Here is a 16279-nt window from a genome sequence, read left to right on the forward strand (position 1 = left end):
GAACGGGCACATATATCCTCGTCAGACGCAGGACAATGCATACGCGAGCCGACCGGACGGACGCGGACAGCGGTCGTCGGCCCGGAAGCGACGGGCAGCACGCGTCGCTCACCCCGCCGGCCGGCGGACGATGGTAACCCGAAACCGGCGACGGATGCCGGAGACCGCGATCGACCCCCGCGTTTCTGCCACAACTACCAAGCCGGTCGACTCGTTCTAGCGAAACGAGATCGGTGAGGGCCGGTACTGGTCGCGTTCGCGACCACAGCCGGGCGAACGGGGGGAGTCCGAGACGCGCTGTGTTCGCCCTGCGGACGGACCTGATCGACGTTTCGATACGAATGACCGAAGCGGGACACGACGGGGAGGCCGGGGTGGACGATTCGACCGTCCAGCTACTGCTCGCTGCCGACGACCGTCGAACGATGGTCCAGGCCCTGCTCTCCGATCGGTACGAGCTGGTGATCGGCGGTCCCGTCGCCGACGCGGACCTGTTCGTCGTCGACTCCGATCGTTTCTCCGAGTATGCCCCCTTGCTCCGGGAGCGAACCGCCGACCGACCGGCGTTTACCCCCGTCATCTTGCTCCGTCGCGATTCCCATACCGACGACATCGCCGTCGCGGACCCCTCCGAGAGCGACGAGCCACAACTCGTCAACGCGGTCGTCGATGCACCGCTCGACCCCGACCGACTCCGTCGGCGCGTCCACTCACTGCTCGTCCGACGCCACCAGTCGCTTACACTACTCGCTGACGCGACGACGGGCGACGAGCGCCCTCGACAGAACCCCCTCGAGCGAGCGGCCGAGCGGCCGGGCCGCACGGATTCAGACGATACCGTCGACACCGCGGTCGATCTCTCGACCGATCGTGACGGCACCGGCCGGCCGGTAGCTGATGACCGCTACGAGGCGATCTTCAATCGGACGTCTCAGTTCACTGGCCTCCTCGAGCCGGACGGTATGATCCTCGAGGCCAACGATACCGCACTGGCGTTCGCCGGACTCGACCGGGACGACGTCGTCGGCCGTCCCTTCTGGGAAGCCGACTGGTTCGATCGATCGGCGTCGCTGCGTGAGCAGACCAAACGGGACGTCGAGCGGGCCGCCGACGGCGAGTTCGTCCGGCGAACGATCGAGATGCAGGGTACGGACGACACCGCCATCATCGACTTCTCGATCCGGCCGATCCGGGACGATTCGGGGGACGTGACGCTGCTCGTTCCCGAGGGACGTGAGATCACTTCGCTCAAGGAACGAGAACGGGACCTCCGTCGGTACCAGCGCCGGTTCGAGGCCGTCTTCGAGGACCCCAAGACCCTCGTCGGGCTGCTCGAGCCCGACGGAACGCTCGTTCAGGCGAACGAGACGGCGATGGCAGCCATCGATACGGACCTCGAGTCGATCGTCGGTGAGCCGTTCTGGGACACGCCGTGGTGGCCCGACGACGCGCGGGCCGACGTCCGCGAGTGGACCGATCGCGCCGCTGCTGGCGAGTACGTCGACTACGAGCGCGACCACGTCGGCACCGACGGCACCTTCACCGCCACGGGGACGATCCGGCCAGTCACGAACGCCGCGGGCGAGGTCGTCTCGCTGATCGCCTCCGCCCACGACATCACCGAGCGCAAGGAACGCGAGCGGGAACTCGAGCGAACGAACGAACAGCTAGAGCGGTTCGCCAGCATCGTCAGCCACGACCTGCGGAACCCGCTGAACGTCCTCGCCGGCTGGCTCGAGCAGGCCGAAGCGACCGGGGACCCGAAGCCGTTCGAACACTGCCACGAGGCGGTCGACCGAATGGACCGGCTCATCGACGACCTACTGACGCTCGCCCGGCAGGGCGAGCAGGTCGACGCGATCGACGCCGTCGACCTCGAGCGGGTCGTCTCGGACTGTTGGCAGTCAGTCGAGACGGGGTCTGCGACGCTTCGAACCGACGTTTCGGGATCGATCCACGCCGACGAAACGCGGCTCCGCCAGCTCCTCGAGAACCTGTTTCGAAACGCCGTCGAACATGGTTCGACGAGCCCTGCTTCCCACGCTCAGCAGGACGCCGTCGAGCATGGCTCGACGAATCCCGACTCGCAGGCTCATCAGGGTGACGTCGAACACGGCGAGTCAACGGTCTCCGTCTCCGTCGGACCGCTCGAGGACGGGTTCTACGTCGCGGACGACGGGGCGGGCATTCCGACCGACGAACGCGAGCGCGTCTTCGAGAACGGGTATTCGACGGCATCCGACGGCACCGGGTTCGGCCTCTCGATCGTTGCGACAATCGCTGAGGCCCACGGCTGGGACGTCCGCGTGACGGAGAGTCCGTCGGGCGGCGCCCGGTTCGAGTTCACGGGCGTGACCGTCACGGACTGACCGAGCGGGGCCGGGGGAGTCGTTTCCCGTCAGCGACGCCGCGGCGACTCGAGTTCGATGTCGGCGTCCTCGAGCAGGTCTTCGACTTCGTCGCGTTTCTCCTGGTGGTCCTCGAGGAACTCCTTCATGAGCTGGGCGGCCTGCTCCTTGCAGTCGCCACAGAGGCGTTCGCCGCCGACGCACTCGTCGTAGACGCGCTTGGCGAACTCGTCGTCGTCGCCGGACAGCAGGTAGGCGTAGAGTTCGTAGACGGGACACTCGTCGGCCTTTCCGCCCTTCTCGCGCTGTTCTTCGGCGGTCTCGCGGCCGCCGGTGGTCGCGGCCTTGACCTTGTCGTAGCCGTCCTCGGGGTCGTCTAGCAGGGAGATGTGGGAGGCTGGGATCGAGGAGGACATCTTGCCGCCGGTCAGCCCGGTCATAAAGCGGTGGTAAATCGAGGACGGCGGCTGGAAGCCGTAGCCGCCGTTGTCGACTTCGACCTCGCGGGCCAACTCCTCGGCCTCGGCGCGGTCGAGGTCGAAGGCGTCGACGTGGTTCTCGTAGACGCGCTTTTCGCCCTCGACGGCGTCGATCAGGGCGTCGAAGGCCTCGTCGGTCGCTCGTCGGTCGAAAAAGCGGGTCCGGGGCCGGATCGGCTCCATGCCAGCCTCCTCGAGCTTCGTCAGGACCGAACTCAGCGTGTCGGCGTCGACCGCGAGTTCCGACAGCGGCGTTTCCTCGATCGCCTCGGCGACATGGACACACCGCAGCTGGTCGTCGTCGAAGTCGGCGGGCTCGAGGTCCGCGTAGAAGTCGGCCACGAGGGCACGCTCTTCGGGCTCGAGTTCGAAGCTGGCGTAGGCTTCCGAGACCTTGAAAAAGCGCATCCGCTCGGCCAGATCCCGCGCCAGCCGGACGTGAGGATCCTGATCCGGGCCGACCGGGATCACGGTCGGCTTGGGCTCCTCGAGTTGCGGATAGAGGATGTCGGCCATCTGGGTGACGACCGACTGCATGTGCGAGACGTCGGTCTCGCCGTCGAAGCCGTAGATCGCCTGGAACTCCGAGAAGTTGGCGTCGGCACCGAGTTCGAAGGCCAGATCCTGCAGTTTCCGATTCGTGGACTGCCGGTAGAGTTCGCCCGCCTCGGGATCGAAGCCGAGCGCGAGCAGGGACAGGAGGTAGTCGCGGGCGTGGTCGTCGATCTCCTCCCAGGACATGCCGCGGGCCGAGTTGGCCTCGAGGTCGGCGATCAGGGCGTAGGCGTCGGCTCCCTGCTGTTGGTGCCAGATGATTTCGTCGAAGACCAGCTTGTGGCCGATGTGAGGGTCGCCGGTCGGCATAAAGCCAGAGAGAACCGCCGCCGGCTCGTCGTTCTGCAGCGCTTCGGCGACCGGCCGGTAGTCACGGTGGCCGAAGATAACCCCCCGTCGCATCAGGTAATGTGGGTTCGGGACCTCCTCGAGGATCTCGTCGAACTCCTCGATGCCGAACTCCTCGAACAGCTTGCGGTAGTCGGAGACGCTCGAGGATCCCCAGGGGTCAAGCGCGACATCGTCGGCTCCAGCAGCCCCTCCGTCCGTGAGCGGTTCCCCTGACTCGGACTCCTCGAGTGGGTCGTCTCCGGTCATTACCTGCGTTTTGGCGCGCCGGCGCGCAAAAGCCTTCGGCTTCGCAGTCGCCGAAATCTTCCGTGGACGCGCCGCACTGGAGAACTGTTATGCGAGCGCCGTCCGACGGGGTATCCATGACCGATTTCCCGGTCCTCACCGACGGCGACGTGTACTCGCAGTTCGACTACGCACAGGTCGTCGACGCCATGCGCGACGCCTTCGCCGAACGCGCGGCCGGAACGCTCGAGGCCCCGCCGCGCTGGACGGTCCCGGCCGGCGAGGGCGACCTCCTCTTTACCGCGGGGGCTGCGACCGGGCCGACGACCGCCGCCGGGTTTCGGGTCTACGAGACCCACGGCACCGGCGACGACCACACGGAACTGGTCGCGGTCTTCGACGCCGCCACTGGCGCGTTCGAGGGCCTGCTCGCGGGCCACGCCGTCGGCGGGCTTCGAACCGGCGGCATCGGCGGCGTCGCGATCGACGCACTCGCCCGTTCAGACGCCGACACGCTCGGGATCCTGGGCACGGGATTTCAGGCGCGAGCGCAGGTCGGCGCGGCGTGTGCGGCCCGCGACTTCGCCGATGTCGTCGTCTACAGCCCGACCGCCGAGAGCCGCGCGTCCTTCGCCGACACCCTCGAGGGCGAGGTCGAGCCGACCGTTCGCGCGGCCAGCGACCCCGAACCGGTCGTCCGCGAGGCCGACGCGCTCGTCTGTGCGACCAATAGCGAAGAGCCCGTATTCGACCCCGACTGGCTCGAGGCCGGGACCCACGTCACGACGATCGGCCCGCGGTTCGACGACGCCCACGAACTCCCCCTCGAGGCCGTCGACCGGGCCGACGCGATCGTGACCGACTCGCTCCCGCAGGTCGACGCCTACGACCGCCCGTACATCGCCTCGGGCGCGGACCGCGACCGGATGGTCGAACTCGCCGCCGTCCTCGAGGACCCCGAACTCGGCCGCCAGCGCGCTGACGACCTCACGCTGTTTTGCTCGGTCGGGCTGGCCGGGACGGAGGTCGTCCTCGGGAAGCGGTTCCTCGAGCGGTTCGCGTAGCGAACGGTCGTCTCCCCCTCTGCAGTGGCGCACGCTATGCCACGGTGAGCCGCTGGCGAACCGTGGCCTGACGACGTGCGAGGGATGAGTGAGGGAACGTCGTGACCGAACGAATCGGTTGGGGAGGGCGTGGCCACTCCGTGTTGCCAGTCTGAGCAGAACACTTGTCAGTTCGTCTTTCCGCGGTAGAACGCTCGTCTCGCGATCGTGAAACAGCTAGTTAGGGTGTCAATCGCTCGAGCGACCACCACTCGATCCCGTCGCCGTCGGCCGCCTCGTCGCCCACCAGCGCGAACACCATCGTCTTCCGGACGCCATGTGCCAGCCGCACGTCCAGCGCCAGATCCCGCGGCTCGAAGACGTGGTCGGCCGGATGCACCCGCACCAGCAGTTCGGAGTGGCCCAGGTTCTCGACGGACTCCACGTTGGCGTAGGTCCGGAAGTCAGCGCCGAACTTGTAGCCCGTCTTCGGCACGACGCCGCGCTCGCGCAGTGCCGCGTAGACCCGCAGCCGGCGGTCGAACCGCTCGCCTTCGACCTCCCGGCCCCGCTCGCGGACCGTCGTCGGCTCGAGATCGATCGCCTCCCGTTCGGCCAGATAGGCCGCCTCGAGCAGGGAACACTGCAGCGTCGGCTCGTCGTACTCCCGGCCCTCGAGGGGCTGGCCGTAGAACGTCTGCTCATAGAGGTCAAGCGGCGGCTCCCAGACGACCACCCGGTCGGCCAGCAGGTCGGCCTCGCAGCCGTCGGGGAGGTCGGCGTCGGACCCCGATGTCCCGGTGGGATCGCGCCGGTCGACCTCGAAATAGGTAATCTCGCTCTCCTCGTCGACGACCGCCAGCACGCCCGGCTGGAGTTCCATGGCGGGAATGTCCGTTCGCTCGCCGATGATTCGCAGGGCGTAGGCGATCTCGCCGTCGCCGGGGCCTTTCCCCCGCGGGAAGACCGCGAAGTCGGCCGCGCCGCCCGGCGGGTCGGCCACCCACGGCTCCGCGGCCGGCGAGAGGTAGAACCCGCGCGAGCGCAGGTCCGCGTAGACGAGAAACCGCACGCCGAAGTCGGCCCCCGGCTCCCGCGAAATGAACTCGCGAAAGCCCAACCGCTCGCCGCTCGCGTCGTCGACGACCGCCTCGAGGTCTCCTCGGTAGAGCAGATGGGCCGCTTCCACGGGTGCGAGCGCGATCTCGTTGCCGGAGAGCGGGTAGCCGTAGCCCCGCGAGTCGTGATACCGCTGGCGCGCGTCGCCGCCGACCCGGACGACGCCGTCGGCCGCGTCGAACCGCCCCTCGAGTGTCATAGCCGGGTGTTTGCCGGCCGGCACTAAGTGGCTGCGGATCGATCCCTTGACCTCCCTCCCGTCTCCCGGACGGGCGAACGTCCCTTCGGTGACTCGATCGAACCCTCCGAGCGGATGCAGTGGTGTTGCAGGGGGTGTGGTCGGGGTCGGCCGGCGCGGTGATCGTGTTCGATTCAGGGCCCACCTCCAGCCGACAGTAGATTTATTGCTCCAGTAATGATAGTGTCTGTGTCATGTCTACCGTCCACCTCGATCCCCCGATCAAGCGACGAGTAGCCGAACCCGTTCTTGCTGTCCTCGCAGTCGCCCTGATGGTCACGGTAGTCACTGAACCCGTGACGCTTTTCGAGACCACCTTCGATTCGCTTTGGCTGCCAATAACGATACTCGTTTCCGGACTGCTCGCCCTCTCCGTCCTGATCGGTGTTCTGACACACGGGATCAGACTCGGGTCGGCAGTTCTCGGTTCCGGCACCCGATCTCAGCCCGGTGATACGGCGGTGAGTCGGATCCTCGCCTCGGTCGTACTCGGTGTTTTCGCTCTGTTCTCCCTGTGGTGGGCCGTTGCAACCCTGTTCGTTCACTATCTGGTGGACACGGGCGGTGTTTCCCCGTCGATCTGGGCGCTGTTGTTTGGCGGGGTACTCGGTACCCTCGTCTTGTTACGGACCGCGTTCTTTCAGTTGTTCCCGGAGGGGCCACTCGCCCGACTGCGTTGCCGGTCCCTCAAGTGATCCGGCCTCGGTTCGTCCGCGCTAGTAGAACAGCGACCGTCCGTTCTCGAGTTGTTTTAGCCGTGTCGGCCCAGCCATCACAGAACCGTGGCTTCGATCACACGTTGTCCGGTGGAATCATGTTCCCGTCACTGCGAAGGCGGCTGGGCGGCGTCCCATCGCGGATCGGCGCTCGAGTATCTGCGTTCGTGACGGCTCGCTCAGTCGTCGGCTGCGGCATCGCTCTCGAGCGGTCCCTCGAGCGCCCGGTCACAGGTGGCATCGAGACAGCGGACCCCGCTGGCGGTTTCGAAGGTCGGCAGCCCACAGCCACACTCGCCGTCGACGACACCGGCGGGGACGGCGAAGCCGATCTCACAGTCGGGATAGTGTTCGCAGCCGGCGATGAGCCCGCCCCGCCGGAGGATCCGGAGATCGCCGTCGCAGTCCGGTTCGGGGCAGTTCCACTCGCGGTCGAAGGCCTCTTTGACCGCCGCGTCGAGCGATTCACAGCCCCGATCGAGACAGACGTTGAAGGCCAGCCCGCGCTCGACGCGCATCTTGGGGAGGCCACAGTCGCAGTCACATTGGTCCCCCCGAACCGTCGCGTCGGCGGGGACGCCGTACTCGTCGCCACAGCCGACACAGTGGACCCCGCTCGAGCGCACTAAGGTCCCGTCGCAGTCGGGACAGGTACCGATGGGGGTCCCGGCCGCCGACGAGGGGTAGTGGGCGAACCCGTCCTGGTCGTGGGCGGCGATCCGCAGCGTCTGGGTGTCCTTCTTGGCGACGAGGGTGAACCCGCCGGTTCGGTCGCTCGAGACGCTGTCGGCGCGGGTCAGCCACGCGACGGGCTGGTAGCCGTCGGTGTCGTGGACCAACACGGTGTTGTCGGGTTTGACGATCGTGGTCACTCGACCCCGATACTCCTCGCGGTCGCCGTTCTCGGCGATGACGGTACAGTCACCCGCAAGCACGCGGATCGCGTCGTCGATCATGGCCGCGTTGGCCGCGGTATCGTACTTAAAATCGCGGTCGCGGTAGTCGTCCTCGCCACCGACAGTCCGCAGTTGCGCTAGTCGTCGTCAGTCCGCGGTCGGTTCGGTCGCCGTCTCGTTGCCGTCGCCGGGGCCGCCGGCTCGGCCCTCACCAGGGGCGTCGACCGGGCCGCCGGGGCCGCGATCGGTCCCGATCGAACGACCGACGTCGTCGCCGGCGATCGAGCGGGCGATCGCGGCCGTTTCCGGGCCGCCGAGGTCGCCGGCTCGAGCCCGTAACTGCCCGATCGCCTCGGCGTCAACGTCGTTGTCGGCGAGCGCTCGGTCGGGGACCTCGGCCGCGGCGGTTTCGGCCGCGGCGGTCCGACGCTCGATACTCCGCATCTCGGCGACGGCCGTCGCGACTTCCGCCCGGTAGTGACCCTCGCTGATCTCGCCGGTTTCGCGGGACTCGTTCAGAGTCGCGAGCCGTGACTCGAGTTCCGCCAGTCGCTGCCGACTCTCGTTGACTTCCGTGGCGATGACGGCTGCTTTCGTCTCGTTCGTCTCGGCGCTGGCGAATCGCACGCTGAAGGCCCGCTCCGAGACGTCGCCCTCGAGTTCGGCGTTCTGGACGCCGACGGCCGCGGCGAACTGTTCGCCGGGGGCGATCGAGTCGTTGCCTGCCTCGTCGGCGGTCTCCTCCTGCGCGCCGCCGGTCGGGGCGACGGTCGCCGCAGCCAGCGGGACCGCGACCGCTGCGACGAGTATGACCGCGACGAGCGTGATCGATGTGGGTCGGTTCATTGGTGGTGAGTGTCGCTCGATCGATACCAGGCGGGGCGAGGACTTGGGGTCATCGACGGTTAACGCCGTTCAACGCCGTTTTCGATCCGGTTCCGTCCGGCGATTTCGACGGTTTTCGGCCCGCGAGCGTCTCGGTCGATCCGACGCGAGTCATTCGTCCTCATCTGCCGAGTCCGGGACGATTCCGTCGTCGACCTCGGGCAGCGAGAGGACGTTCTCGCGGCCGAGCCGGAACGACTCGAGCTTGCCGTCCTCGCGGAGCCCGCTGACGACCTTGCTGGTCTTTGCGTCGGTCCAGTCCAGTTCCTCGACGACCGCCTGTTGTTTCATCCGGCCGCCCCGCTCCCTGACCAGCCGAAGGACCTGTTCCTCGTTGCTCAGCAGTTCCGTGTCGACCTGTTCGGTCGTGCCCGCGGCCGCGGTCGCGGCGTCGCTTGCCGGGGCCGACACGTCCGCCGGACTCGAGTCGCCGGTCGACGCGGTCTCGGCAGCCGATCCGGATGGAGACTCGATGTCGGCACCGGATGCGGACCCGCCCCCGGAGCCGGCCGCAGGGGTCCCGTCGCCGGGCTGATCAGCCGTCGGCTCGCGGTTCCGGTACCACCACGTGCCGGCGGCTCCGAGGCCGAGCAGGACGATCGCCACACCCGCGATCAACAGCGGACTCGAGCCGGTCGCGCCGCTCCCGGCGGTGACGACGACGCGGGGTTCGTCGTCGACGAAGTCGGTGTCGTCACCCCGCCAGATCACGGCCCGCTCGCGTTCGTCGTCCGGGTCGGGCGCGACCGACGTCCGCTCGTAGCCCTCGGGCCACTCGATCAGCAGTCGGGTGCCGTCGTCGAGGTAGAGTCCCGCGACGGCGTCGCCGGCCCGGAGCCGGTCGCCATCGACGGCGGCGAACCCGTCCCAGCGGAACGTGTACCTGACGACGCCGTACTCGCGGGCGAACGACTGGCGCTCGGTCTCGACGGCGACATCGGTGGCGGCCATCTCCCGCCCGGTCGCGTTGCTCGCCGTCGCGACCGTCCCGTTCATCCGCTCGGCGAACCGCGCCGTGTGGTTTGCCGGATCCTCCCGGATATCGTCGCGTAACGACTCGAACGCCGCCTCGCTCTCGTTGTCGTCGAGCCGGATCCAGAACTCGAGGGTCCAGTCGGCGCTGCCGTCGGCCCGGAGCGCGACGTCCATCCGGACCTCGTCGGCGTCGATCCCGTCCTGCTGGAGGGTAAACGGCTCCGACTGGCTCCCGCCCGTCGCCGCCGCTCCGGTAGCTGCGACGGGACCGGCAGTCACGAGGAGTATCACGACGACCGCGACCGTCACGCCGGCGCGACCGTTCATACGGGTCGGTACTTCCCAGCTCGCTTAAAACACACGGATGTCGGAAAACGGCACTTCACCCGCTAAAACGGGGTTCTGTGACGAATTCGACGAGAACGTATTGGGCGACTATCACTCGCCGTTACCGTTCGGGATGGCCGCGACATCACCGGGCGTAACGCTCCGGATGGCCTCGCCGACGGCCTTGAGGGCACCGTCGAGGACGTCGGTGATCGTTTCGAGGAGGTCGGAGACGAAGTCCGGAACCCGATCGGGCAGGTCACTCGGCGGGCCGTCCGCGGGCTGTGCTGCCGCGACACCGGTCGCGCCGAGGATGAGAGTCAGTGCAACCGCGATCGTGAGTATCGGTCGTTGCATCACGGCTCGAGCGTGGCGGCTCACCCCTATCAACCGGCCAGTCGGTGACCGCGATTTGTGCCGATTTGAGCCGGATGTCGCCACCGTCGGCTGGGTATTGATCGCCGTCGGCCGATGGCGGGGCCGCTTACGCCCCCGGGACGCCGAACGCCCCGACGCCGAGTCCGAAGACGGCGTTGAGGACGAACAGGATCGCGATCGCGGCGAGCCACGCGATGAACCCGATGGCCGCGGCCACCCCCCAGCCGCCGGGGTAGCGCCAGTTGATCACCCACACCCAGGCGATTAGGGCGAGGATCGGGCCGAAAAGCGGGATCCACGCGGTCAGCCCCCACGCGAACCCGCCGAGGATCGCCGTGACGAACGCGTGCGAGTAGTCGTCCACGTCGGCGACGACCCGCGCGCTGGCGTAGATCGCCAGCCCGCCGACTATCAGTGCGACCAGAAACGCGACGAACGAGCCGACGATGGAAACCATACGAACCGGTACGCTTTCAATACACTTGATACCTCCCTCGCGATAACCGCCCGCGTGAGGCTGTCACCGCCGGGGAGACGGCTCGTAGACGGTAGTGTTCGGAAGAAGCGTCAGCGGGGTGGTGGGGGATACGTCAGCGGGACAGGTACGGAACCGTCAGCGGGAGCGCGATTCAGGTGCCCGGCACGCCGAGCGCCGACACCGAGCCGATACCGACCAGCTCGAGGGCCGCGAGGACGACCACGGCGGCCGCCCAGGCGGCGACGCCGACACCGGCCGAGCGGAGCCAGCCGAGGCCGTAGCGCCACTTGACGACCGCGATCCAGGCGACGATCGCCAGCAGGCCGCCGATCAGTGGCACCGACTCGAGGACCGCCCAGGCGAGGGCGGCCAGCAGCGCGGTCACCACCGCGTGGCCGTAATCGCGGGTCTCGGCGACGACGTAGGTGCCGGCCTGGAGGGCCGCGCCGCCGACCAGCAGGCTCACCGCAAACGCCAGCAGTCGGTCCTCGAGTCCGATCGGTGCCGGCTGTGCGAATGGGGGCATAGGTGTGTAGCGTTACCGGGTGGTCTATTCGTCGGTCGAGTCGTCGGTTTCGTCGTCAGCGTCTTCGTCGGCGGTGTCGCCGGCGTTGCTCTCGTCTGACTGTTCGTCGTCGGTTTCGTCGTCAGCGTCGTTGTCCTCGTCGGTGGTGTCGTCGGCGTCGCTCTCGTCGGAGTCGTCACCGCTCTCGGTCGCGTCATCTTCGTCGGCAGCGTCCTCGTCGTCCGGCGTGACCTCACTGATCGCGTCGCCGAGCGAGGTCTCGAGGTCGCCGCTCAGGAACGCCGAGATCCGGTCGTGGATCGCGGAGACGTGGTCGGGGGCCTGCTCAGGGAGGTCGACGGCGGGCCCCTGGCCGTTCCGGTCGTCAGCGCCGGCGGCTCCGTTCTCGCTGCCGTTGTCGTGGTCGTCTGCGGATCCTGCGCGGTCGTTCGCAGGGTGGTCGTCGGCAGTACTGTCCGCGCCCGTGTCCACGGAGACGGGCGCGGAGCCGGGTGCCGCGGCGGCGAACCCGGTGGCTGCGATCAATGCGGCGAGTGCGACTGCGATGATGGTCGTTCGGTTCATAGCTCGCATCCGATTCTCGGCGGGTCGACGCACTTGAAGGGGTGATGCCGTGAACGCGCTTTGCCGCCGTTTTCGGGAGTTTGACCGACGGTTTCGCCCGTTTGTGCCCGGTTTACCGCGATCCGAGTGCTGGGGAGTCGGCGACACCCGGGCGACTCCGGCGCGACGACGGGACGGCGCGTCGCGCGACACGTGCCGCCGCCTCGAGCGGGCCGATCGGCGGCTCGGGACGAGCGATCGAGCGGGGCGTCCAGCGACGGCTGCCGAAGACACAAACGGCTTTGCTCGTCGCCGGCGACGAGGAGGTATGGCCGATATCGCTGCCGAAATCGTACTATTCGACGGCTTCGACGAACTCGATGCGGTCGGTCCCTACGAGGTCCTCCGGAACGGGGCCCGAGCCGGCGCGTCGCTCGAGACGCGGCTGGTGTCCCTCGCGGAGACCGACCTCGTACGGGCGAGTCACGACCTCCGCCTCGAGCCCGACGGGACGCTTGGGGAGCCGGACCTGCTGCTCGTTCCCGGCGGCGGCTGGACGACCGAGGGCGGCGTCCGGGCGGCCGTCGAGGACGGCGCGCTCCCCGAGGCCGTCCGCGAGCGCTACGACGACGGGGCGACGATCGCCTCGGTCTGTACCGGCGCGATGGTGCTTTCCGCGGCCGGGATCCTCGAGGGCCGACCGGCTGCGACCCATCCCGTCGCCGTCGACGACCTCGCGGCTACCGCGGCGACCGTGGTCGACGAGCGGGTCGTCGACGACGGCGATGTCGTTACGGCCGGCGGCGTGACCTCGGGGATCGATCTGGCGCTGTGGCTGCTCGAGCGGGAGTTCGGCGTCGAAATCGCCGAGGCGGTGGCCGCGGAGATGGCCCATGAGCGGCGGGGCGACGTGTTCGAATCGTCGTAACCGGTGGGCCTACCGACGAGAAGCGTACTGCTATCGTGGCAACAGTGAGTTGCCACACCCTCCCCAGCCGACTCGCTCGCTCCTTTCAGTCGCTCACTCGTCCCTCGCGTGCTGTCGAGCCGTGGCTCGCGTTTGCTCGCCACGACACAGCACGCGCCACTGCATGACGAGTCGGGCAGGTAGCGGACGGCTCACCGCTTCGTGCCAAACGGCTATCCGTCACGACCGGATAGCCTGAGTCACATGAACGCAGTGTTGTTCGATATGGACGGCGTGTTGGTCGATAGCGAGGACTACTGGGTCGAGTTCGAGCGCGCGGAGATCTTTCCCGCGACCGTCCCCGACGCCGAGGTCGACCTGGCCGAGACCAGCGGCATGAACTTCCGCGATATCTACGACTACCTCGAGGCCGAGTACGGGACGGCCATCTCCCGTAAGGAGTTCGTCGAACGCTTCGATGCCGCCGCCGAGGAGATCTACACTGAGCGGGTCGCCCTGCTCGATGGTCTCTACGATCTGCTCGCCGAACTGGACGACTGCGGGGTCGACACGGCGCTCGTGTCGTCGTCGCCTCACGACTGGATCGACATGGTCCTCGAGCGATTCGACCTCGAGGGGGCGTTCGACCGCGTGATCAGCGCCGACGACATCGACGCGGCGAGCAAGCCCGAACCGGACGTCTTCGAGTACGCGGCCGCCGAACTCGGCGTTCCGGCTGTGGAGTGCGTCGTCATCGAGGACTCCGAAAACGGGATCGAAGCCGGCGACAGAGCGGGCGCGACCGTTGTCGCCTACCGGATCGCTGCCCACGGCGACATCGACCGCTCGAGAGCCGACGTGGTCGTCGACTCGTCCGCCGAACTCCGGGCGACCGTTCTCGAGTCGACCGTCTGATCGCAGCGCGAAGCCGTTATTCGACTTCGACCGTTCGGCTCGCCGTGATCGGCACCAGCGGCTCCTCCGGGAAGGCGACGCTGACGGTAAACTCGAGTTCCTCGGCATCCGCGCCGAAGACGCCGACCGGGACGGTCTCGGAATCGCGCAGGTAGGTGTTGGAACTCGTCATTTCCACGCCGTTGACGGTCACCCGGATCCCCGCGCGGGCCGGTTCCCCGACGTTCCGAACGGTCACGTCACAGACCTCGTTCTCGCCGGTCGCGACGGTCCCGGGGAACTGCCCCCAGTCGATATCGAGGGCGGGCAGCGACGACGCACCCTCGGCGACACGCTCGGCGACGCCTTCCGAGAGGCCGGCGTCGATCAGCCCCTCGAGGCCGGCGTCGTCGACGTCGCCGGGCGTCGACAGTCCCTCTTTCGCGAGCTTGCTCGCCCGGCCCGGCCCGACGCCGTCGATGGCGGTCAGTCCGACCGCGTCCTCGGCGACGCCGTTCTCGATGCGGGCCTCGACGCGGCGCGCGAGGTTCGCGGCGTGGGGACCGACGAACCGATCGAGGAAGGCCCCCAGCGCGGAGACGAGCCGGGTCGCGTTGCGCCGGATGGCCCACGCGTCGCTGCGCAGTTCCGCCGGCGTCGAGCCGCTGGCCGCGCTCCGAAGGATCGCGAGGACCTTCCGCTCGCCGGCGTCGAGGTCGTCGGTGTCCTCGCCGACCAGGACCGCCGATATCGCGTCGCGTTCGTCCTGTCGGGCCGACACCGAGTCGAACTCCTCGGCGGTCGCGACCGTCTCGAGGACGTCCCCGGCCGTGATCGGGCCCGATTCGGCCCGGTCACAGAGGGCGGCGAAGCGGGCGGCCGTGTCCAGCCGGAGGTAGTACTTCGAGGTCAACACGCCGAGCGGCGTCGCCTCGATCGAGAGGTCCTCGCCGGTCTCGACGAAGCCGCGCTCAACCAGCCCCTCGAGACAGTCCCGGACTCGCTCGCGCAGGTTCGGGAAGTCGTACTCGTCGGGTTTGGACTGGCCGCGGACGTAGTAGAAGGTCGTCTCGAGCCAGTCCATCACGTCCTCGAGGTCGGTGATCGTCCCCATCGCGATCTCGGCGTTGAGATGCGTCTCGAGGCTCTCCGCGAGTCGGGACTCGATCTCCTTGCCGTCCCGGAGCAGGCGGCGGTACTTGTCGGCCTCCGCCGAGTCACAGACGACCCAGCCGTAGCCGACGTCGTCGTATCCCGGGCGGCCGGCGCGGCCGAGCATCTGGAGGACGTCGAGAGGACTCATATCGACCTCGCCCTCGAGGGGATCGTGGTACTTCGTGTCCCGGATCACGACACAGCGAGCGGGCAGGTTGACGCCCCACGCCAGCGTCGACGTCGAAAAGAGGAGTTCGATGTGGCCCTGCTTGAACCACTCCTCGACGAGATCGCGTTCCTCCTTCGAGAGGCCCGCGTGGTGGAAGGCGACGCCGTCGAGGATCGACTGCCGGAGGGTGTCGTTGTCGATCGCTTCCTTCAGATCGGTGTGGAAATCGTAGTCCCCGCGGACGCCCATCGAGACGTCGCGTTCGGCGATCTCGTCTCTGGCCTTCTTGGCCGCCTGCACGGTGTCCTGCCTCGAGGAGACGAAGACCAGCGCCTGGCCGTCCTCCCGGAGGTGTGGTTCGGCGAGGTCGAGCGCCCGGTAGAGCCGGCGGTACTTGTCCGCGAAGGCGTTGTCGCCGTGGGTGTAGGTCCTGACGCCCGATTTGAGATCGACGGGTCGGTACTCGTCGCCGAACTCGAAGGTGGCCTCCTCGGGGGCGTCGAGCCACGCCGCCACGTCGTCGACGTTTGGCATCGTCGCCGACAGTGCGACGATGCGGGGCGCACAGAGCCGGCGCAGCCGGGAGATCGTCACCTCCAGCACCGACCCTCGTCGGTCCGCGTCCAGCAGGTGGACCTCGTCGATGACACAGACGTCGATGTCGGTGACGAAGTCGTAGCGTCGGGAGTCGTGTTTGCGGGTCGCCGAGTCCAGTTTCTCGGGGGTCATCACGAGGATGTCCGCCCGGCGCGCGCGGCGGGGGTTGAGATCGCGCTCGCCGGTGACGACGTAGACCGAGTAATCCAGCGCCTCGAAGCGGTCCCAGTCGTCCTCTTTCTCGTTGGTCAGCGCCCGCATCGGGGCGATAAACAGCGCGGTGCCGCCGTCGGCTAAGGCCTTACAGATCGCCAGTTCCGCAAGCGCCGTCTTCCCCGAGGCCGTCGGCGCGCTCGCGACCACGTTCTCCGACGACTCGAGCAAGGCCGGTAGAGCCTCGCGTTGCATGCGGTTGAACTCCTCGAAGGCGAAGGCGTCGGCGAACTCGGGGAGAACCTCGGCGACCTCCATCACA

15 protein-coding genes are annotated in these 16279 nt (G+C 68.1%); 5 read left to right on the forward strand and 10 right to left on the reverse strand.

Features of this window, described 5'->3' with window-relative positions; translation table 11 throughout:
- Window positions 1-299: 299 nt before the first annotated feature.
- Entirely contained in the window at window positions 300-2369 is a 2070-nt protein-coding gene (locus NATPE_RS00970) for a PAS domain-containing sensor histidine kinase (RefSeq protein ID WP_006183301.1), read from the forward strand.
- Window positions 2370-2398: 29 nt separating this feature from the next.
- Here the strand turns inward: NATPE_RS00970 and NATPE_RS00975 are convergent, their stop codons facing one another.
- The gene (locus NATPE_RS00975; RefSeq protein ID WP_006183302.1) at window positions 2399-3979 is read right to left on the reverse strand and encodes a tryptophan--tRNA ligase; all 1581 of its coding nucleotides are present in this window, start codon (window positions 3977-3979) and stop codon (window positions 2399-2401) included.
- A gap of 116 nt (window positions 3980-4095) precedes the next feature.
- On the opposite strand from NATPE_RS00975, the gene NATPE_RS00980 reads away from it, so the two are divergent.
- A complete protein-coding gene (locus NATPE_RS00980; RefSeq protein ID WP_006183303.1) occupies window positions 4096-5022 on the forward strand; it encodes an ornithine cyclodeaminase family protein in 927 nt (308 codons plus the stop codon).
- Window positions 5023-5242: 220 nt separating this feature from the next.
- Here the strand turns inward: NATPE_RS00980 and endA are convergent, their stop codons facing one another.
- The gene (gene endA / locus NATPE_RS00985) at window positions 5243-6319 is read right to left on the reverse strand and encodes a tRNA-intron lyase (RefSeq protein WP_006183304.1); all 1077 of its coding nucleotides are present in this window, start codon (window positions 6317-6319) and stop codon (window positions 5243-5245) included.
- A 233-nt stretch (window positions 6320-6552) separates the two neighbouring features.
- On the opposite strand from endA, the gene NATPE_RS00990 reads away from it, so the two are divergent.
- A complete protein-coding gene (locus NATPE_RS00990; RefSeq protein ID WP_006183305.1) occupies window positions 6553-7053 on the forward strand; it encodes a hypothetical protein in 501 nt (166 codons plus the stop codon).
- A 200-nt stretch (window positions 7054-7253) separates the two neighbouring features.
- On the opposite strand, the gene NATPE_RS00995 is transcribed toward NATPE_RS00990, so the two are convergent.
- The 7 genes from NATPE_RS00995 to NATPE_RS01025 all read right to left on the reverse strand — a co-directional run bounded on the left by NATPE_RS00995 (window position 7254) and on the right by NATPE_RS01025 (window position 12103).
- Window positions 7254-8030 (reverse strand): DNA topoisomerase I, encoded by a 777-nt coding sequence (locus tag NATPE_RS00995; RefSeq protein ID WP_006183306.1) that lies wholly within the window; start codon window positions 8028-8030, stop codon window positions 7254-7256.
- A gap of 87 nt (window positions 8031-8117) precedes the next feature.
- Complete coding sequence (locus NATPE_RS01000) at window positions 8118-8816, reverse strand: hypothetical protein (RefSeq protein WP_006183307.1); 699 nt, start codon at window positions 8814-8816, stop codon at window positions 8118-8120.
- Between the two features lie 150 nt (window positions 8817-8966).
- Entirely contained in the window at window positions 8967-10157 is a 1191-nt protein-coding gene (locus NATPE_RS01005; RefSeq protein WP_006183308.1) for a DUF7345 domain-containing protein, read from the reverse strand.
- Between the two features lie 111 nt (window positions 10158-10268).
- Window positions 10269-10514, reverse strand: coding sequence for a hypothetical protein (locus tag NATPE_RS01010; RefSeq protein ID WP_006183309.1), 246 nt, complete (start codon window positions 10512-10514; stop codon window positions 10269-10271).
- A gap of 127 nt (window positions 10515-10641) precedes the next feature.
- Window positions 10642-10992, reverse strand: a complete 351-nt coding sequence (locus NATPE_RS01015; RefSeq protein WP_006183310.1) for a hypothetical protein — start codon at window positions 10990-10992, stop codon at window positions 10642-10644.
- 172 nt (window positions 10993-11164) lie between these two features.
- The gene (locus NATPE_RS01020) at window positions 11165-11539 is read right to left on the reverse strand and encodes a hypothetical protein (RefSeq protein ID WP_006183311.1); all 375 of its coding nucleotides are present in this window, start codon (window positions 11537-11539) and stop codon (window positions 11165-11167) included.
- Between the two features lie 24 nt (window positions 11540-11563).
- The gene (locus NATPE_RS01025; protein ID WP_006183312.1) at window positions 11564-12103 is read right to left on the reverse strand and encodes a hypothetical protein; all 540 of its coding nucleotides are present in this window, start codon (window positions 12101-12103) and stop codon (window positions 11564-11566) included.
- A 307-nt stretch (window positions 12104-12410) separates the two neighbouring features.
- Here NATPE_RS01025 and NATPE_RS01030 point away from each other — a divergent pair, with 307 nt between their 5' ends.
- Complete coding sequence (locus NATPE_RS01030; RefSeq protein WP_006183313.1) at window positions 12411-13010, forward strand: DJ-1/PfpI family protein; 600 nt, start codon at window positions 12411-12413, stop codon at window positions 13008-13010.
- Window positions 13011-13253: 243 nt separating this feature from the next.
- Complete coding sequence (locus tag NATPE_RS01035) at window positions 13254-13904, forward strand: HAD family hydrolase (RefSeq protein ID WP_006183314.1); 651 nt, start codon at window positions 13254-13256, stop codon at window positions 13902-13904.
- A 16-nt stretch (window positions 13905-13920) separates the two neighbouring features.
- Here NATPE_RS01035 and NATPE_RS01040 read toward each other — a convergent pair whose 3' ends face one another.
- A complete protein-coding gene (locus NATPE_RS01040; protein WP_006183315.1) occupies window positions 13921-16275 on the reverse strand; it encodes a DEAD/DEAH box helicase in 2355 nt (784 codons plus the stop codon).
- Window positions 16276-16279 lie beyond the last annotated feature (4 nt).

It is taken from the genome of Natrinema pellirubrum DSM 15624 (assembly GCF_000230735.2).
Classification (GTDB): domain Archaea; phylum Halobacteriota; class Halobacteria; order Halobacteriales; family Natrialbaceae; genus Natrinema; species Natrinema pellirubrum.